The sequence below is a fragment of the Thermococcus eurythermalis genome, from assembly GCF_000769655.1.
Lineage (GTDB): Archaea > Methanobacteriota_B > Thermococci > Thermococcales > Thermococcaceae > Thermococcus > Thermococcus eurythermalis.
Genome location: NZ_CP008887.1, coordinates 227,070 through 245,642, shown reverse-complemented (window position 1 = coordinate 245,642; position 18,573 = coordinate 227,070). Strand labels below are relative to the sequence as shown.

18 protein-coding genes and 1 tRNA gene are annotated in these 18,573 nt (G+C 54.6%); 15 read left to right on the top strand and 4 right to left on the bottom strand.

Annotated features, from left to right (window positions below; genetic code table 11):
• A complete protein-coding gene (locus tag TEU_RS01320; protein WP_050002072.1) occupies nt 1–750 on the bottom strand; it encodes a lipoate--protein ligase family protein in 750 nt (249 codons plus the stop codon).
• Between the two features lie 146 nt (nt 751–896).
• On the opposite strand from TEU_RS01320, the gene TEU_RS01315 reads away from it, so the two are divergent.
• From TEU_RS01315 to TEU_RS01285, 8 genes are all read left to right on the top strand, one after another.
• Nucleotides 897–1,505 (top strand): IS607 family transposase, encoded by a 609-nt coding sequence (locus tag TEU_RS01315; protein WP_050002071.1) that lies wholly within the window; start codon nt 897–899, stop codon nt 1,503–1,505.
• On the top strand, nt 1,486–2,667 hold the full coding sequence (locus TEU_RS01310; protein WP_050002070.1) for an RNA-guided endonuclease InsQ/TnpB family protein: 1,182 nt from the start codon (nt 1,486–1,488) through the stop codon (nt 2,665–2,667). The genes TEU_RS01315 and TEU_RS01310 overlap by 20 nt, the downstream gene beginning before the upstream one ends.
• Before the next feature lie 89 nt (nt 2,668–2,756).
• Nucleotides 2,757–2,834 (top strand) — tRNA-Ala (locus tag TEU_RS01305).
• 178 nt (nt 2,835–3,012) lie between these two features.
• Nucleotides 3,013–3,429 carry a hypothetical protein gene (locus tag TEU_RS01300; protein WP_144244788.1) on the top strand — a complete coding sequence of 139 codons (417 nt, stop codon included), beginning with the start codon at nt 3,013–3,015 and terminating at the stop codon, nt 3,427–3,429.
• Entirely contained in the window at nt 3,416–4,525 is a 1,110-nt protein-coding gene (locus TEU_RS01295) for a M20 family metallopeptidase (RefSeq protein WP_050002068.1), read from the top strand. Before TEU_RS01300 ends, TEU_RS01295 begins: the two co-directional genes overlap by 14 nt.
• A gap of 291 nt (nt 4,526–4,816) precedes the next feature.
• The gene (locus TEU_RS11695) at nt 4,817–4,987 is read left to right on the top strand and encodes a hypothetical protein (RefSeq protein WP_158506630.1); all 171 of its coding nucleotides are present in this window, start codon (nt 4,817–4,819) and stop codon (nt 4,985–4,987) included.
• A 50-nt stretch (nt 4,988–5,037) separates the two neighbouring features.
• Nucleotides 5,038–6,015: a transposase gene (locus TEU_RS01290; protein WP_265100830.1), complete on the top strand. Its 978-nt coding sequence runs from the start codon at nt 5,038–5,040 to the stop codon at nt 6,013–6,015.
• A 34-nt stretch (nt 6,016–6,049) separates the two neighbouring features.
• Nucleotides 6,050–7,378 (top strand): phosphoadenosine phosphosulfate reductase domain-containing protein, encoded by a 1,329-nt coding sequence (locus TEU_RS01285; protein WP_227738738.1) that lies wholly within the window; start codon nt 6,050–6,052, stop codon nt 7,376–7,378.
• Here TEU_RS01285 and TEU_RS01280 read toward each other — a convergent pair.
• The 3 genes from TEU_RS01280 to TEU_RS01270 are packed head-to-tail and all read right to left on the bottom strand — an operon-like array spanning nt 7,309 to nt 10,068.
• Complete coding sequence (locus TEU_RS01280; RefSeq protein WP_050002066.1) at nt 7,309–9,249, bottom strand: S16 family serine protease; 1,941 nt, start codon at nt 9,247–9,249, stop codon at nt 7,309–7,311. The two genes, TEU_RS01285 and TEU_RS01280, sit on opposite strands and share 70 nt — an antisense overlap.
• A 58-nt stretch (nt 9,250–9,307) precedes the next feature.
• The gene (locus tag TEU_RS01275; protein WP_050002065.1) at nt 9,308–9,562 is read right to left on the bottom strand and encodes a hypothetical protein; all 255 of its coding nucleotides are present in this window, start codon (nt 9,560–9,562) and stop codon (nt 9,308–9,310) included.
• Nucleotides 9,562–10,068: a winged helix-turn-helix transcriptional regulator gene (locus TEU_RS01270; RefSeq protein WP_050002064.1), complete on the bottom strand. Its 507-nt coding sequence runs from the start codon at nt 10,066–10,068 to the stop codon at nt 9,562–9,564. Before TEU_RS01270 ends, TEU_RS01275 begins: the two co-directional genes overlap by 1 nt.
• Nucleotides 10,069–10,150: 82 nt before the next feature.
• Here TEU_RS01270 and TEU_RS01265 point away from each other — a divergent pair, with 82 nt between their 5' ends.
• From TEU_RS01265 to TEU_RS01235, 7 genes are all read left to right on the top strand, one after another.
• Entirely contained in the window at nt 10,151–11,512 is a 1,362-nt protein-coding gene (locus TEU_RS01265) for a TldD/PmbA family protein (protein ID WP_050002063.1), read from the top strand.
• Nucleotides 11,509–12,792, top strand: coding sequence for a TldD/PmbA family protein (locus TEU_RS01260; RefSeq protein ID WP_050002062.1), 1,284 nt, complete (start codon nt 11,509–11,511; stop codon nt 12,790–12,792). The genes TEU_RS01265 and TEU_RS01260 overlap by 4 nt, the downstream gene beginning before the upstream one ends.
• Before the next feature lie 129 nt (nt 12,793–12,921).
• Nucleotides 12,922–15,069 carry an alpha-amylase family glycosyl hydrolase gene (locus tag TEU_RS01255; protein ID WP_050002061.1) on the top strand — a complete coding sequence of 716 codons (2,148 nt, stop codon included), beginning with the start codon at nt 12,922–12,924 and terminating at the stop codon, nt 15,067–15,069.
• A gap of 90 nt (nt 15,070–15,159) precedes the next feature.
• Entirely contained in the window at nt 15,160–15,942 is a 783-nt protein-coding gene (locus tag TEU_RS01250) for a BtpA/SgcQ family protein (RefSeq protein ID WP_050002060.1), read from the top strand.
• Between the two features lie 126 nt (nt 15,943–16,068).
• Complete coding sequence (locus tag TEU_RS01245; RefSeq protein ID WP_050002059.1) at nt 16,069–17,451, top strand: hypothetical protein; 1,383 nt, start codon at nt 16,069–16,071, stop codon at nt 17,449–17,451.
• Nucleotides 17,448–18,113, top strand: coding sequence for a hypothetical protein (locus TEU_RS01240; protein ID WP_050002058.1), 666 nt, complete (start codon nt 17,448–17,450; stop codon nt 18,111–18,113). The genes TEU_RS01245 and TEU_RS01240 overlap by 4 nt, the downstream gene beginning before the upstream one ends.
• Nucleotides 18,114–18,126: 13 nt before the next feature.
• The gene (locus TEU_RS01235; protein WP_050002057.1) at nt 18,127–18,510 is read left to right on the top strand and encodes a hypothetical protein; all 384 of its coding nucleotides are present in this window, start codon (nt 18,127–18,129) and stop codon (nt 18,508–18,510) included.
• The last annotated feature ends 63 nt before the right edge of the window (nt 18,511–18,573 follow it).

Sequence of the window (18,573 nt, the reverse complement as noted above, 5' to 3'; positions counted from 1 at the left end):
TCACCTCATCTCGTTCCACTCTTTGTTGCCGTAGCGCTTCTCTACCAGCTCCTCCGCGAGTTCGAGCTCGTAGTCTGTAAGCTCGCCTTCCTCAAGCTCGAAGGCGTTGAAAAAGCTCTCCTTTAAAAGCTCGTAGGCCTCCCAGCGGTTCAGCTTTATTCCCTCGCGCTCCAGGGTCGTAACGCGCTCCCAGATGCTCGAAACGCCCTTGTCCGCGAGCTTAGCCCTCGAAACGCGGAGAACTTTACCAAGTATATCAACGCGCGTCGCGTACATGAAGGTGCCGTGCTGGAGGATTACTCCCTTCCTCCTTGTCTGGGCTGAGCCGCTTATCTTCTTCCCGTTGGCTACGATGTCGTTTAACCCTGAAAAGCCGGCCTCAAGCCCCAGTCCTTTCAGCGCATCAACCAGCGGACCGGCTAAGTAGCGGTAGCTCGTCTCGACGTTCCTCAAAGCTGGGTGAAGGTCCTCGCCGACGACGACCGAATAGGTTATCTCGCCGAACTCGTCGTGGAAAACGCTTCCTCCACCGGTTATCCTGCGCACGACGGGAATACCGAGCCTTCTGGCTTCATCAAGGTTGACGTCGTGGACGACGCTCTGGAAGCGGCCTATCGTCACAGAACTCGGCGAGAAGGCGTACAACCTTACAGTGTCGGGAACCCTTCCCTCGATTCTGGCAATCATTATCGCCTCGTCTATCGCCATCTGAACCTCCGGTTTAGCGACGATGAGCGGTATGAAGCGCATCTCAACCACCAGGGTTAAAAGGGCTCGTGAGTTTTTAAGCCCAGCGATGATGACGCCCAAGCCCTCCTGAGGGGCTGTTTCATAAACGGTTAAAAGCGTAAAGTTTAAATATTTTCATTTCATAGCTTGTTTTGGTGGAGCAAGATATGAGGCTTTATCGGACGGGCAAAGCCTCACAACTCTTAGGTATCAGCAAGCCAACATTGATTAGGAAGATAAAATCCGGTGAGATTAAAGCGTATCGGATTGGCAAAGAATACCGTATCCCCGAAAGTGAAATCAAGAGAATTCTTGAGGGCAAAATCCCTGATAAGGTCGTTATTTATGCCAGAGTCTCAAGCCGAGACCAAAAAGAGGACTTGGAAAGGCAAGTCGAATACCTCAAGAATTACTGTTCGTCCAAAGGATACCAAGTGGCCAAAATCATCACGGACATTTCCTCTGGATTGAACGAGAACAGAAAGGGATTAAGACGGCTTCTCAAACTCGTCGAAAGCGGGGAAGTTACGAAAGTCGTCATAACTTACCGGGACAGGCTTACCCGCTTCGGCTTCAAATACCTCGAACAATACTTCAACTCTCACGGTGTTGAGATTGAAGTAATTTTCGACGATGAGGAGAAAACACCGGAAAAGGAACTCGTGGAAGACTTGTTGGCAATCGTAACTTCCTTCGCCGGAAAGCTTTACGGTATGCGTTCTCACAAGAAAAAACGCCTCGTCGAGGCGGTAAAGAATGCCCTCCGAGACGATTAAACTCACTGCCAAATTCAAACTCAAGGGGACACCCGACGGATTAGATGACCTTTTCTCCACTTATCGAGAAATCGTGAACTTTCTCATCACTCACGCTTTTGAGAACAACATCACCAGCTTTTACCGGCTGAAAAAGGAGACTTACAAGGGCCTTCGCAAGGAGTATCCTGAGTTACCGAGCCATTACCTTTACACGGGGTGTCAAATGGCGACGGCAATCTTCAAAAGCTTTAGGAAACGCAAAAAGAAGGGTAAAGCGAGGGGAAGACCAGTTTTCAAAAAAGAAGTTATTATGCTCGATGACCACCTGTTCAAACTCGACTTGGAGAACAAAACCGTAAAACTCTCCACTCCAAGCGGGAGGATTCAGTTGGAGTTTTATCCTGCCAGATACCACGAGAAGTTCAAGGACTGGAAGGTTGGTCAAGCGTGGTTAGTGAGAACATCGAAGGGAGTCTTCCTAAACGTCGTCTTCTCGAAGGAAGTCGAGGTTAAAGAGCCTAAAGCCTTTGTTGGTATGGATTTGAATGAGAACAACATAACGCTTTCCCTCCCTAATGGTGAGTTTCTCCAAATCATAACCCATGAGCGTGAAATCAGGACTGGCTACTTCGTGAAGAGACGAAAAATCCAGCGGAAGATTAGGAGTGGGAAGAGGAGGAAAAAACTCCTCGAAAAATACGGTGAGAGGGAGAAGAACAGGCTTAATGACCTTTATCATAAGCTCGCCAATAAAATCGTTGAGGTGGCGGAGAAATACGGCGGAATCGCCCTCGAAGATTTAACGGAAATTAGGGAGTCGATTAGGTATTCAGCTGAGATGAATGGGAGACTTCACAGGTGGAGTTTTCGCAAACTTCAGTCAATCATCGAATACAAGGCCAAACTGAGAGGGGTTAAGGTTGTTTTCGTGAATCCTGCTCATACTTCTTCCCTGTGCCCGGTATGTGGGGGGAAATTAAGCCCGAATGGGCACAGGGTTTTGAAGTGTTCGAATTGTGGGTTTGAAGCCGACCGTGATGTGATTGGAAGTTGGAATATCCGTTTGAGGGCCCTGAAGATGTGGGGAGTTTCCGTTCCCCCCGAAAGCCCCACAATGAAGACAGGAGTGGGGAAGGTTAGCCGTAACGACGTTTACGAACTTTACACAAGTTACGGCTAACCAGAACGGTGATGAGAGCGGTCACCACTGAGCACATGGCATATACCAAAACTTTTTAAAACCCCGGGCACTCCACTATAACCGGGAGTGGGCCGGTAGCTCAGCCTGGTACGAGCGCCGCCCTCGCAAGGCGGAGGCCGCGGGTTCAAATCCCGCCCGGTCCACCAGCAAACTTTTTACGTTCTGCCGTGATTCTTCTATGGTGGTGTTATGGGTTCACTGGAACGGTTCTTTGAACCCTCGGATTCGTCAAGGGCCTTAAGTTTGCCCTCTCAGCTTCCTCCTGATGGGGTTCTAGGACGTCTCCTGTCGGTGTCCAATCGGGCCCTCAAGACTTACGAGGTCATGCGGGACTTTTTGCCGAGGGGTTACAGCAAGATTAAGTTTTCCCGCTTTGTCGAGCTCAAGGCGGGCCAGGTGGCCAAACTCCGCAGGCTGGCACTTGAACTGTTGCCATCGACCCTTTCTTCTGGGGGGCCTGACGAGGAGTTTGAGGTTCCCCCTTCGACTGTGGGGGATTATGCCAACGTTCTCAGAGAGGCCATAGTGCTTGAGAAGACCCAGCTTCAGATGGCCAAGCGCTTCGCTGAGTGTGTTCAGAACTGGGAAATATGGGCAATACTTGAAGACTTTTTGGACGAGGTTCAGGAAAATATTTCGTTTCTTCAAAAGGAGCTTGAGAGGGTAGAAAACTTCAACAGGAAAGCCAGGTTTTCTGAGTTCATTCAGGAGCTGGTTGGTGATAGGGATGGACGAGTTTGAACTCCTTAAAAAGCTCGTTGCCATTGAGTCTCCCTTCGGCAGGGAAGGGGAAATTTCACGCTTTATAGCGTCCCTGCTGGAGGAGCATGGCTTCGACGTTGAAACACTTCCTGTTGAGGGCTTTGGTGACGACGTGCTGGCATATCTTCCAGGGAGGGGCCTAACGGTCGTCCTCAACGGCCACATGGACACGGTAAACCTCTCGCCGGGCTGGACGAGGAACCCGAAGGGCGAGCTCGACGGCGACCGCTTTTACGGTCTGGGCAGTGTGGACATGAAGGCCGGTCTGGCCGTTCTCCTGAGCCTCTTCGTCGAGATGGGTGAGCTTTCAAAGCGGGAGAGGCCGAACCTAATCTTCACCGCCGTCAGCGACGAGGAAGGTTACTCGCGCGGAACGTGGGAGCTGATAAAGAGCGGGAAGCTCGAGAATGCCGATTTGGTTCTCGTGGCAGAGCCGACGCGTGAGAGGCTGATGCTCGGCGCGAGGGGTCGCTTTGTAATCACAGTTAGGGCCAGAGGAAAGAAGGCCCACGCCGCGAGGCCATGGCTTGGTGTAAACGCCATCGAGGAGCTGGCAAAGCTCGTTTCGAACCTTGAAAGGATAAGGCCAAAGAGCCACCTGAAACTCGGCAGGGGCTCGTACTGCACGCTCTATATGAGGGGCGAAGCCGACGGCCTGAGCGTCCCCGATTACGCGGAGGCGATAATCGATAGACACACCGTCATAGGGGAGGACTGGGAGCGCGTTGAGGCCGAGCTGAGAAAGCTCGCGGAACGGGTTGGCGTTAAAGCTGAGCTCGAAATCGAGAAGTTCCCGAGGCCAACGCCGGACATGCTCCCCTACGTTGTGAGGGAGAACCTCCACGAGGTCAAGCTCTTTAAGAGGGCCTACACCTCGGCGACGGGCGAGGGCCCCGAGGTAACCTACGGCAGGAGCGTCGGCGACTTCAACTACTTCGCGACTTACCTCGGCAAGCCAACCCTCGTCTTCGGGCCAGAGGGAGGCAACTGGCACGCGAGCGACGAGTGGGTGAGCGTTTCATCGATGAGAAGGGTGAAGGAAACATACAGAGCCTTCCTCGCGTCGCTGGTGTAGCCTCGGGAAAGCCGGTCTCATCACCGCTCAGGGCAGGGAGTTATCCTCATCGGGGTCCCCCTTCGTGAGTTCACAAGACTCACACACGAGGATTCATTCCCCGAGTTACGGGGGTGCCCGGACTTAGACCGCCCCGCCCACTCTCCTTCTCTTTCAGCACACTACGGCGGAACGGGTCGCCCGAACACCCACAGGGCTCAACCAGACCTCCACCTCGCCTGGCTCACAGACTTCACAGGGCCGGCATCATTGCCAAAAACTATTTAAGTAAACAAGTATTTAAGAATTTTGGTGAATACAATGGGTGTCATCACAGTGAAAATTCCAGATGAACTGGAAGTCAAATTCCGAAAGAAAATCCTTGACGTTTATGGAGTTAAAAAAGGAGCTCTCGGGAAGGCCATAACGGAGGCTATTGAGTTATGGCTCGAAAAACACGAACGATCCGTCGAGCAGAAGTAAACTACGTAACCATCAAGACAAAGCTTGAACCAAAAACATCGGAAGACTACTTGAAACTTGCTCTCCTGACAGAAAAATTCAAAAGAGCCGTTGAACTCGCAATAAGGCTACAGCTCAAGGGGATTAGAAAGAGTGAAGGCGTAAAGGAAGTTTCCCGGCTGGTTCTCAATAACTGGTGGTATTCTGACAGCGCGTGGGATTACGCGAAAATGCTTCTCAAGGGAGCAAAACAAAACGGTGGAAATCCACTGCACATTCACTTGAAATCAAAATTCCTCATTAGCAAGCCTAAGGAAAACGAGAAGGGGAACAGGAACGTAAGGATTGAAGGGTTAAACGTTAGAATTCGCTCGAACGGTGAATGGCTAAACTTTAAGATGAAGACAGGCAAGAATTTTCTTCCGGTAATCTTTGATGTTCAGAAATTAAAATACGGTGCTCAAGTTGTTCTGCGAAATGGAAAAGTTTATCTGCATGTTCAAGTGCCTTTTGAGGTTTATCTTAAACACTACGGGAGGACTGCTTATGGAAAGCTTTACTCTGGATTTGATTTGAATTCGGACAGGGTGAATATGGTTATTCTCGATGAGAGGGGGATTATTCGGGACGTTAGGGTTGAGCATTTTCCTGAAGTTAATTCTCCGGGGTTCTCGAAAAGGAGGGCTCGGGATTTGAGGTTAAAGGCTCTCGCTCATCTTCTGGATTATGCGTTTTATCATGGTGTTGGGGTCGTGTTCTTTGAGGATTTGGAGAGGATTAAGAGGAAAAATGGGAAGGCAACAAATTCGAGAAAAGGGAATCGAAAGGCCTCAAATTTCGCCAAGAAGGAGCTTCTCGAACACGGGATTGTTATGGCGTTGAAGAGGGGTTTTGAGGTCTATCTGGTTAATCCTGCAGGTTCTTCGAAGTTGGGGCGGGAACTTGCTCAAGGGTTAGGTTTGGACGTTCACTTCTCGTCGGCGTTCGTGATAGGTTGGTGGGGGTTAAATTCATTGAAATCTCAAAAGAAAAACAGTCCTGTTTGGTAACAATCCTTTTAAGCTTCCCCTTTTAACCCCTTCCATGTTCGCGCTCATAGCGAGGGCAAGGAAGGACGCGAAGGCTCTAAGCTACATAAACGAGAGGAACTACGGGGGCTTTCTTAGGGTTGAGAGCCTCGGCGGGGGCAGAACTAAGAAGGAAGTCCTCGAGAACCTTGAGAGAGCCCTCGAAGGGCCTTACATCCCGGTTCTCCTCCTCGGCGAGAAGGAGAGAGACCTCATGGAGGAGCTCCTCCCCGTTTTGAGGGAGTCAGGAAAGCCCTTCTACGCGAGGGTTCTGAGGACGAAGCGCGTTAGAAACATGCGCGTTGACGAGCTCTACTCCCACATCGAGGAGATAAAGGCCCTCTTTCGCCTCGGCATCGAGTGGCGGGGAACCTACGCTCTCAACCCCGAGAACCCCTTCGGCCTCGAAATTAACCCGGACTACGACGTTTACCTCGCCCTTGACGACGGCTTTAGAAGGGCCATGCGCTCGCTCCTCGACGTCGAGCTCGGCGAGAACTCGCTCGTCCTGAGGAAGACTATGAACCAGGAGGTCTATTTCTCGGGCCCGAACAAGGTGGCCGAGGTGAGCAAAAAGCTCGGCTTTCCGACCGAGGTCCTCTGGAAGTGCCCCTGCATCGAGGACGTCTCGCTCGACTCGCTCATCTCAGCTAACAGGGACTACATAGAGGCCTTTGCCGAGGCTTCGAAAGCATTTCTCAGGGCTTTTGAGGACTACGACATCGTGGTTCCATGGAGCGGGGGAAAGGACTCGACGGCCACACTTATCTTAGCGAAAGAGGTCTTCGACGAGGTTACCGCTGTCTACGTCAGGATGGAGTACGAGATGCCAGGAACGGACGAATACGTTGAAGAACTCGCGGAAAAGCTTGGCGTTAACCTCGTTCGCGTCGACGTTCCGATGCCCGTTGAGAAGTACGGCATGCCGACCCATGGGAACCGCTGGTGCACGAGGAAGAAGGTCGAGGCCCTCTATTCAGTTGTTTCGGAGTTTGAAAACCCAGTTCTCCTCGTCGGCGACCGCGACGGGGAGAGCGCGAGGAGAAGGCTCAAGCCACCGGTCATCGAGAGAAAGACGGATTTCGGAAGAATCCTTGAGGTTATGCCCATAAAGTTCTGGAGCGGGCTCATGGTTCAGCTCTTCATCCTCATGAGGGGCTTTAAACTGCACCCGCTCTACTACGAGGGCTTCTACAGGCTTGGCTGTACAATCTGTCCGAGTCTGGCGGAGTGGGAGGTTGAGCTGTTAAAGAAGAGGGGAGTGAGGGCGCTCCCTCAGAGCTTCCTTCCAATGGACACTCCAAGGACGAACGCCAAAACCACGGACAAACCTATGAGTTCGTAGTTCACTTCATCCGTCTGGCCGGCCGGAGTCTGGGCCTGCGTCTGGGTTTGAGTTTCTGTCTCGTTTGGAATAACTATTTCCGGCACAGGTATGCTCTCCTCGGGCACCTCTTCAATCGGGCTGAGCGGGGTCGAGAGAAACAGGTTCGCGGTCTCCTTGGCGTAGGCGTAGAATGTCATCGCCGTCTGGAGGTCGTTGAGGCTCTGGTTCTCCCTCGCGAGGTCTTCAAAGCTCTGGGCGAACTCGTAGTATGCTATTGCAAGCAATGGGGTCACCCCGTTTTTCTCCGCGAGGCCTATCGCGGTTCTGGCGTCATTTTTGAGCATGTTGAGCTTGTCCAGCAGGACTGTCCAGTTGGATATTGCAAGAGTGTCGAGGAACACCTCACCCTGGACGCGGGCCTCCATGGCCGTGAAGAGGGCCGCTGAATATTTGCCGTTGTCGTAGTACTGTTCGGCTTTCTGGATGGTGTCGGTGAGGGTGCTTCCGAGAACGTCCCCGTACATGGACTCGATGTAGGCGACTATGAGTGTGGACTCGTCTATGTAGTCCCTCGCTGTGGCTTTGACTACATCCTTTTCAATCGTCTCGTCTTTAGCAAAGCGTTTCCCGAGGTCAGTCCAGAGGATTGCTGTCTTTGCCCTCTCGTAGGCGTAAGCGGCGTTTCCAAGGGCGTTCCAATAATCTCCTGAGTAGTAGGCCTTCCACGCCTCCTCAAGGTTGCTCTTGGCGTCTTCCACCCTCTCCTCGGCGGCCGCTACCGCCTGGAGCATCGTGATGCCTCTTATCTCCTGGCCCTCAACGTAGGCTTCGGTCTCATCTATCGTCCTGCTCGTGTTCTTCAGGAGCTCCCCAACGTCCTCTGGCGTGGCAACACTAAGGTACCACTCGACGTGCCTTATCACTATCCTTGCCTGGAAGTCCTTGCTGAGGACGGTGTAGTAGCGCCCCTCGTCCAGGTACTTCTTTGCCTGGGCAAGTCTCTCCTCTGCGCTGTCAAGGGCCGCAAGGAGGGTCATGTATGTGTCGTAGCCGACGTTGCTCCCCTTGAGAGCCTCCAAGACCCTCTGGTAGTACTCGGTGGTGTTCTGGTAGTCGCTCAGAGCGTCGTTTCTAAGGAAGGAGGTGTCAATCTGGACGTTTTCAGGCACTTTGGGCTTCGGGAGCCTGTGGCCCGTGAAGTAATAAACTGCCTCGTAGATGTCCTTTACCTCTATCACCTTGAGCCCCCAGCGTTCTCTGGCGTACTCAACGACATCAACCGGCTGGGTCTCGGTGTTCACTATCTGGATAATCCCCCCGATTTCCTTCTTCTGGGTCTCCTGGATGTACTGGATTCTCTGCCCCTCTGGAATCAGAAAGACTTCCGCCCCCGCCTGGTGGGCGGCTGAGGCCTTCTCAAGAATTCCACCAACGGGCCCGATGCTGCCGTCCGGGTTAATCATTCCGGTCATCATAACCTTCGGGTTGACGTCCCAGCCCATCAGCGCCGCGATTATGCCGACGGTCATGGTTGCGCCTGCTGAGGGCCCACCTATGATGGGGCTCTCGGCACGAACCCGGACAAAAACATCGTACTGGCTCATGTCCACCTGGAGAACCCTTCCCGCCACCTGGGTTGCCAGCCTGGCGCTGGCCTGCATGTCAACTTCTGCTAACGGCCACGTCTCTATGTAAACGTGCCCGCTTCCTGGAGCCACTGTAATCACGAACTCCGTGGCGACACCGGTCAGTTCGCCCGTCGAGGTTTTGGCCACTGCCGGTGCGTGCATTATCACCGTGTGTCCCTCACTTGGGCACTGAGCCACCACTGGCGTCGCTAACGGGAGCAGAAGGAGCACTGCCAGAACTAAAATGACTGCTCTCTTCATCTTTTCACCCGTTTCGAGGATTGGAGAGGGTTAAATAAAGCGTTTTTGGTTCAACAGTTTAACGCCGCCAGATGGCCATCAGGAAGAGCAGGAGAACGAGAACTTCTAGGAAGTCCACGATTAGCCTGATGTCTCTCTCTATGGCACCGCCTTCGGCCGAAATCTCCACGACTTTCTTGAGGGCGAAGAGAATGAAGGCCAGCGCCAGGTAGAGTGCCGCCCTCATGTGGCTCTTGCGGTACGCCAGATAGCTGACACCAACCAGCGCCACTGCGAGTATGGCCACCACCATATCTACGAGCATTCCCATCATTAACCTTCACCCACCCCAGCGAGGAAGTCTATAAGGCCGTCCGCCAGTCTCTCCCACAGTGTTGGCCTGTATTCCCTGATGAGCCTCACGAGGGCCTCAGGGTCGTAGTTGATGCGGTAAATTATACTCTTTCCCGTTCTCTCGGCCCTCACAATGCCGAGCTTTTCGAGCTCCTTCATGTGATAGCTCACCGTCGGCTGGCTGACCCCCAGCTTTTCCGCTATCTCGCCCTGGCTCATTGGCCCCTTCATGAGGAGGAGCAGTATCTGCCTTCTTGTCTCGGTGGATATGGCCATCAGCAGTCTCTGGGCATCTTCTTCAAAGCCCGCCGGGAAGATGTAGCGCCTCCTTCCGGCCCTCCTTGAAAACACCTGCCCCTCTTTCTCAAGCTTTCCCAGGTGGTACTGCAGGTCGCCTATGCCCAGTCCAAGCTCCCTTGCCAGCTCGCGGAAAGTTATACCTGGTCTGTTGCGGATGTAGTTGAGTATCTCCTTCCTCCGCTCCATCTTTCAACCCTTAAACCCTGTGGTTCATCACGCTATGGCAATCCATATAAGGCCTTCCCCGTTTATGCCGAGCGGTGGGATTATGGAGTGGCTCATGAAGAGGGCTGAGGAGCTCGCGAGAAAGCACGGCGTCGATTACTATGAAATCAGGCTCATTAAGGTCACGTCGAGAAGGCTCGCCATGAGCAACGGCCAGCTGAGGGAGCTCTCAAGCAACTCCGAGCTGGGGGTAGGTGCGAGGGCCTTTAACGGGGCGTGGGGCTTTTCGAGCGCCAACGACCGCGAGCGCTTTGAGAAGGCTATCGAGACCGCGATGAAGATAGCAAAATTATCCAGGGGAGACGCGAGGATTTACCTCGGCGACCCGGTTAGGGACGAGGTAGAGCTCAGGGTAAAGAAGCCCTTCACCGCCGTTGACATCGAGGAAGCCCTCTCGCTCGTCAAGGAGATAGACGGCATGCTCAAGGGAGAGAAAATCGTCAACAGGAACGTCAGCTACGGCGACTCCGTCGTTGAGACGTTATATTTCAACTCCCTTGGGAGCGAGATAAGAACAGTTGTGCCGAGGATAAGGCTCGGCTTTTCAGTCACAGCCCGCGAAAACGGCTCAATGCAGGACTTCTGGAAGAGCTTCGGAGGCACAGTCGGCTGGGAGCTGATAGAGGGAATTGACATAGACTACTGGACTTCCCACGTCAAGGAAAAGGTCTTTGAGCTCCTGAGGGCTAGCTCTCCCCCGTCCGGCGAGATGGACGTCATAGCCGACCCCGAGCTGACCGGTGTCTTCATTCATGAGGCATTGGGACATGCTGTCGAGGCTGATTCAGTCAAGAACGGTGACAGCATCCTTGCTGGGAAGCTCGGGGAGAAAATTGCGGTTGAGGGGCTGAACGTTGTGGACGACCCCACTTTGCCGGGCAAGTTCGGGAGCTACCCCTACGACGACGAGGGGATTAGGGCGAAGCGCGTCGAGATAATCCGCGATGGAGTCCTGGTTAACTACCTCAACGACAGAGAAACTGCGGAGTACTTCGGGCTTGAGCCGAACGGGCACGCGAGGGCTGAGAGCTACGCCTACCAGCCCCTCGTGAGGATGAGCAACACATACGTCGAACCCGGCGACTGGAGCTTTGAGGAAATGCTTGAAGAGGTCAGGAACGGCCTTTACATGCTCGGGGACAAGGGCGGTGAGGTTGACACCGCAAACGGCACCTTCACCTTCGGGGCCAAGCTCGGCTACATCGTCGAAAACGGCGAGCTCAAGGAGCCCGTCAGGGACGTCGCGCTCTCGGGCAAAATCCTCGACGTGCTGAAGAACATCAGGGCCATCGGAAACGATACCCGTGTGGAGTTTCCAGGCTACTGCGGAAAGGGCCAGTGGGTTCCCGTTGACGACGGCGGGCCGCACATACTCACAAGGGCCCTTGTGGGGGGATTGAGATGATGGAAGCCGTTGAGGGGCTCGTCCGCATCCTCGAACGCGAGGACGTCGAGTGGGAAGTGTTCTACCAGTTCGGCCGCTCTGGGTCGTTTAAAATCGAGAGAGAAACTCTTGAGCGCTCCCAGAGGAAGTTCTATTCGGGAATAGGCCTCAGGGTCGGGTTAAAGGGCAGGCTCGGCTTTTCTTACATCACGGGACTCCATCCGAGCGAGGAGGAGCTTGAAAAGCTGGTGGAGAGGGCGGTAAAGCTGGCAAAGATAAGCGAGGTTCCGTTTAGGGGTTTTCCCGCCCATGAAAATGTGAAGCGCGTCCCTGGAATCTACGACAGGGAGATAGACGAGATTCCCTTCGAGGAAGCCCAGGGGCTGGCCCTTGAGTACGCTGAGCTCATGAGGGGTAAAAAGGCCGGGGAAACAATCTCGGGTTCAATCTCGCTTGCCGTCGGGACGAATGGGGTGGTCAACTCCAACGGGGTCGAGCTGGAGGAGAGCTCCACCTACATGGGCGTCTCCGCCTACGCGGTTCTCAGCGACCCGCCTGGAACCGGTTCGTACAGCCAGAACTTTACCTCGCTCCAGCCCTTTGAAGTCCTTGAGAATGCCGTTGAGAAGGCCGTCGAGGAAGCCAGGCTGAGCGCCAGGGCGGAGAAGCTTGAGCCCTACTCTGGCGAGCTCGTTCTGGAGCCAACCGCTTTGGAGTCGGTCATCGGCGTCTTCCTGAGCAACCTCTACGGCGACGAGGTCTACCACGGCAGGAGCAGGTTCTCTAAGCCCGGCGAGGAAGTTGGCTCTTTCACGCTCGTTGATGACTCAACCATCCCTGAGCTCCCTGGCAGCTACTCCTTTGACGGGGAAGGGACACCGGGCCAGAAAACAACCCTCGTCGGGGACGGAGTTGTCAGGAACTTCCTCCTCGACCACACCTACGCATCGTTCCTGGGCATGGAGAGCACGGGAAACGCCCTGAGAACTTTTAGAAGCACACCGCACATAGGGCCGAGCAACATCGTCCTTGAGCCCGGTGAAGAAAGCCTTGAGGACTACGAAGGGGTCATAGTCAGGAAGGTCTTCGGAGAGCACACCGCAAACCCAGTGAGCGGGGACTTCTCGCTGACGGTCGAGCTCGGCTACGTCGTTGAGAACGGCGAGTTAAAGCCTTTCAAGGACAACATGCTCGTCGGCAACGTCTTCGAGCTCCTCAGGACGCTGAGGCCCGGAAAGGAACCGGAGAGGGTTCAGAGCTTTATCTCACCGAGGGTCCTCGTGGGGGGAAGGCTCGTCTGATTTCCTTCTTCTCTCTGCTCTCTTTTGGAGGGCGGACTGCTCTATAGCGATTGGTTCAGTTGGTCCCTGACCCTGCCGGCACCGGCGTGAGCTTTTTAAGCGCCTCTGAGTATCACTTGTGGTGATAAAATGCGTGGTATAACCCTCCTGTTGGCACTGCTCCTCTTGATTCCCCCGGTCGGAGCTTACAGCGTCCCCGAGAGGGGAGTGGTTTATCAGGTGATGGTTGACCGCTTCTACGACGGGAACGAGAGCAACAACGGGCCCTTTTACGATCCGACGCACACGAACTACCGCCTCTACTGGGGCGGGGACATAGAGGGGCTGATAGAGAAGCTCGACTACATCAGGAGCCTTGGCGTCTCGATGATATGGGTCTCCCCGCTCAACGATAACATAAACAAAATGGCCGCCGGGAGCGCCCCTTATCACGGCTACTGGACGCGCGACTACAAGCGCATAGAGGAGCACTTCGGGACGTGGGAGGACTTCCGCAGGCTCGTCGAGGAGGCTAGAAAGCGGGGAATCTGCATCGTCGTTGACTACGTCCCAAACCACTCCAACCCGGCAACCGACGGTGAGTTTGGGGCCCTCTACGACAACGGCACATTCGTAACCGACTACTACCGCGACATCAAGAACGCGACCGTGAACCCATACACTGGCCTCAAGGAGAACATCTACCACCACAACGGCAACATCTTCGCCTGGGAAGGCATTCCGCTCAAGTACTCCAACCTCTTCGGCCTGGCGGACTTCAACCAGCTCAATCCCTGGGTCGACTCGTACCTCACGGAGGGCGCGCTCCTCTTCGCGGACTCCGGGGCCTGCGGCTTCAGGATAGACGCGGTCAAGCACATGGAGCTGGGCTGGCTGGAGAGCTTTTACCTGCGCCTCTACTCGCGGGGTCCGCTCTTCATCTACGGCGAGTACTACGCCCTCTCGCCCGAAAAGACTGACGACCTCTACGAGCTCTACCGCTACTCCAACGTCTCGCCCCTTCTCAACATACCGATAAGGGAGGACATCATTAGAACCCTCGGCTTCGTGGGGAGCCTCGAGGCCCTTTCCAAGACGCTTGAGGAGTACTACTCTCATTTCGTCTATCCTAACAAGCAGCTGAACTTCCTCGACAGCCACGACCTCGTCCGCTTCCTCAACGCGGCCAGGAGAAAGGACGCGGTTGAGCGCTTCCACATGGCCCTTGCCCTCACGATGACCCTGCCGGGAATTCCGGTCATCTACTACGGCGACGAGAGCTACCTGGTGAGCAGGGACGGCAAGGGCGACCCCTACAACAGGCCGATGATGGTCTTCGACAACACCACCGAGGCGGCGAGGATAATTAGAACCCTCGCGGGGCTGAGAAAGACCAACGATGCCCTCGCTTTCGGAGACTTCAAGACGCTCTACGCCAACTACTCCGTATGGGCCTTTGAGAGAACCTTTGGAAGCCATAAGCTTCTAGTTGTCATGAACAAGGGCTCGCCCGTCGGTCTGACCCTCAGCATAGACTGGCCTGACAGGAGGTATGAGGACGCCCTCTACGGTGGGGAGATGGTAGTTTCCAACGGTAGGACTACACTTGAGCTCCCGCACAACAGCTTCTACGTCTTCCACATCGAGGGAGAGCAGAAAGAACCCCTCATCGGCTCCCTGACGCCCTACGCCGCCCAGCCCGGCCAGAAAGTCCTCATAGGTGGGGCCGGCTTCGGCTCCTCCGGAAGGGTTCTCGTAGGCGGCGTTGAGGCAAGGGTTCTCTCGTGGAGCCCGATTGAGATACTCATCGAGGTTCCTGAGCTCAAAACGGAGAGCGCATGGGTAGATGTGGTGGTCGAGAGGGGCGGTAGGACAAGCGCCCCTGCAAAACTGCGCTACTACTCCGGGAACGACGTCCCCGCGCTCGTCGTCGTTAACGCCACAAACATCACGGGCCAGCTCTGGATTAAGGGCGATATCCCTGAGCTGGCCGAGCCGAGGCCCATGCTGAGGTCGAGCACAGGCTACTACTTTACAGTTGCACCCCTGCCCAACGGGACGGCCTTCTCGGTCGAGCTCTACGCCGGTTCGCCTTGGGGAGAGCTTGAGCCCATCAACGTCACCCTCTACGGCTTCGTGAACTCCACGGTCGTCCTCCTGAGCGACGAACCCCCTAAGCAACCGGTACAACCTGGGGAAACCAAATCGCGGGGACAGTCAGAGAACTGGCCGCTCTATGCCGGAATGGCGGCCCTTCTCCTGGTTCTCCTCGCGGTCTGGAAGCGGAAGCGTGGCTAAACGCTTTGGCGAGCCATTTTCTTTTTCCATTTCTGCGGCCCGCCGGCAAAGTTTAATACTCCCTCCCTCAACCCCTACCGGTGATAAGGCATGGACTTCGAGAGGAAACCGCTCATCGGCATGGTTCACCTCAAGCCCCTCCCTGGCTCGTACCTCTACGACGGCAACCTTGAGACTGTTATTGAGCTCGCCCTGAGGGACGCCAAGACTCTCGAAGAGGCGGGCTTCGACGCGATAATGATTGAGAACTTCGGCGACGTCCCGTTTCCCAAGACAGTTGACAAGGTGACGGTTGCTTCCTTTACCGCCGTAGCAAAGGCCATCAGGGACGAGGTGAGCGTTCCAGTTGGGATTAACGTCCTCAGGAACGACGGGATAGCGGCCTATTCAATAGCCTACGCGATTAAAGCGGACTTCATAAGGGTTAACGTGCTCAGTGGCGTCGCTTACACCGACCAGGGAATCATAGAGGGCATCGCCCACGAGCTGGCGAAGCTCAGAAAGCTCCTCCCGAGCAAGATTCAGGTCTTTGCCGACGTCCACGTCAAGCACGCGGTTCACTTCTTCGACTTTGAAGATGCCATAAGGGACACCGTCGAGCGCGGTCTGGCCGATGCGGTGGTGGTGAGCGGAAGGGCAACCGGAAAGCCCGTAGATTTAGAAAAGCTCGCCCTCGCGAAGAGAATCTCGCCCGTACCAGTGATAGTCGGCTCGGGAACAACCTACGACAACCTGCCCGAGCTGTGGAAGCACGCCGATGCCTTCATCGTCGGCACGTGGCTCAAGCGCGACGGAAAGGTCGAGAACGAGGTCTCCCTTGAGAGGGCTAAAAAGCTCGTCGAGCTGGCTGAGAAGTTGAGGAGAAGTTCTTAGCTTTCCTTCAGCATTCTTCGAATTTTCTTTTCCGAAAGCCTTATTACCCTTGAGCGCGTAAGTTGTACAAAGTGACCCTGTCCCGCTTTTCTCTTCCGCGAGATGGGTTGTTTGGGAAGTGAGAAAATGAGAAGGCTCTTTGCAGTACTCCTTTTTCTAATCAGCGCAGGTTTAGTCGTGGCCACGCCCCAGTTTCCCCACGTAACACAGGAGGAGGCTTCCTCCCTGGGGCTCAGGATAAGCTACGGCGGCGGTGGAAGCGTTCCGGGTGGGGGCTCCAATTCATACCAGGACTTCATATGCCTCAACGACCGCGAGCCGTACACCACGATAACGCTGATGGCGACGTATTACCCGGACGGCCGTGCGGGGAAGGAGTTTAGAGCGTATTATCAAGACTTTATGGGGCGCAAGGAGGAAGAGAGTCCCCTTGAGGACTTCTGGAGCGGGGAAGTCATAGGGACGCACCGCATTCACTACGAGATTTCGGGTGACGATGACTACTTCTTCGTCCTTCAGATTGAGGACTACGACTACTACGACTCCAGCCGGGACTACCAGGTTTACTGGTACTATTACTATGCCCTCATTGGGGACTACATCGTCACGCTGAACACCCATTATTCGACCAAGTACTACCAGACAAGCTACTCGCCCCCGTGCAGTATTGATGCCCTTCTCCCGAGGCTCTTCAACCTCTACCTGAGCAAGTTCGAGGGGAACACCGTCAGGGTTCCTGAAAACGTCTCGATAGAGGGCTCTGGCGAGACTTCGAGTGGTAACGACAACATCTCAGAGAGCTCGGGAGGTTTTCTGAGCCCCTCTGCCCGTGAGAGAATGAAGACGACAACCGCGAGGATAGCCTCGCTCGGGGATTCCATAGAGCTCCAAACCCCCAACGGAAAACTTGTGAAGCTCAGCTCAGGAAGGGCCAGCACCGCCCTCGGCTGGAAGGCCAAGTACTACGGCAACAAAGCCCTAGATTCCCTAATCGACGGCGCCTCGTCGCTCCTGCCCAGTCCGCTCGGTCTGTTTAAGGACTACGTCAAGGGATACAAGGACTCACTCGTCTTCAACGAAAGCGAATCGGTCAGGAAAACGGCCAAAGACCTTCACGTAAACGAGAGAAGCGCCTCTTTGTACAACACGATGAACTCGATTGAGTCAAGGGAAAAAGCCCTATCCCCTTACAAAAACGCGGTTCCGACCTCGATTGCCACAAAACCCATTGAAACTGTTCTCTCGTCAATGGGAGTCGCCATAAAGAAGACGCTCGCCCAGAACTACGAATGGGAGTTCAGGAAGACCGCGGAAACCGCCGTCCGCTACAAGAAGATGGGACTGAAGTACAGGGACATTATCAGGAACACGGTGAACGAGGTCATGGAAACCACACAGGGCATGAAGAAGGTTCAAATGCTCAACCGGAACTCTGGCGGTGACTACTCTGACCAGGAGGCCAGAATAAGGCTCTACATAAACAAGCTCTTCGAGGAGGGGAAGCTATGAAGGGGAAGGTTATTTTTCTAATCCTGCTCCTCCTCGGGGCCTACGCCTACGTCAACGGCTACATCTCCCCGGACGACGTCCGTTCGGCCGTGAATGACCTCACAGGGAAGGAGAACGGCGACGCGACTTCAACCCTAACGCCTTCAGAGATACCGGGCAACGTCAGCGTTTCGACCGTGAACGGGAGCACCTACGTCAGGCTGGACGTTCCGGCCGTCAACGAGAACCTCACGGGCCTGCTTTACAGAGTTGCGGTCGAGAGGAACGCGACGAGGGTTGACGCTTACTACCTCGGTGAGCCAGTTCTGAGGCTCACGAAGACCAACGGGAGCTACACCTTTGAGGACATCAGAACGCCGGAGTTCAGGATAAGGACTGACCTTGCCCTCTTTGACGTGAACGTGTTTGATGTGGACGTTACCAACGAGACCGCCGCGGTATCGCTTGAATACCTTGCGGACGGGGGTTCCTTCTGGAATGACTACTTCAAGATGGCATTCGCAGTTCTGGAGAACGCTCCATGGGTCGAAGAAGTCAGGATAACTTACATCGGCGAGAGGAATGCAACGTTCTCCATATCGAGTGAGAATCTGCTCCACGCGTGGGAGGGGAAGCTTACCGCCGAAGAACTTGCGAATGCGGTTAGGGAGGATTCAACTTGAGGGGGGTGAGAAAATGGGAATCCTGAAGAAACTGATAGTCGGCTTCTTCCTGCTCCTCTTCATCGGAGTTGCGGCAATCTTTGGAATGCAGTACTATTACGATACAGCCTACGATAAGGTTCCAGTCGAGGTCAAGACCGAGACCGTGAGTGGCGACGTCTTCTACCTCAGCCACGTGCTTGAGCCGGGCAAGTACAAGATAACCGCCGAGAGCGAGGGGACCGTGGAGAAAATAACAATCCTGGACGAGAACGGCAATGTCCTGACGGAGTCCGAGACTAACAGCCTTATCTACGGCTCAAGCCAGCCTTTCCAGGTTAGAGTTGACTACAAAGCTCCAGTTAACGTGGACAGCTACACCGTTTCCGTTGGCATTTACCGCCTCGTCAAGAAGTGACGAAAGCGTTATATTTTTTCCCTTTTACTCTCTCCTGTTACGTCTTAATTTCATCTTCGTCAA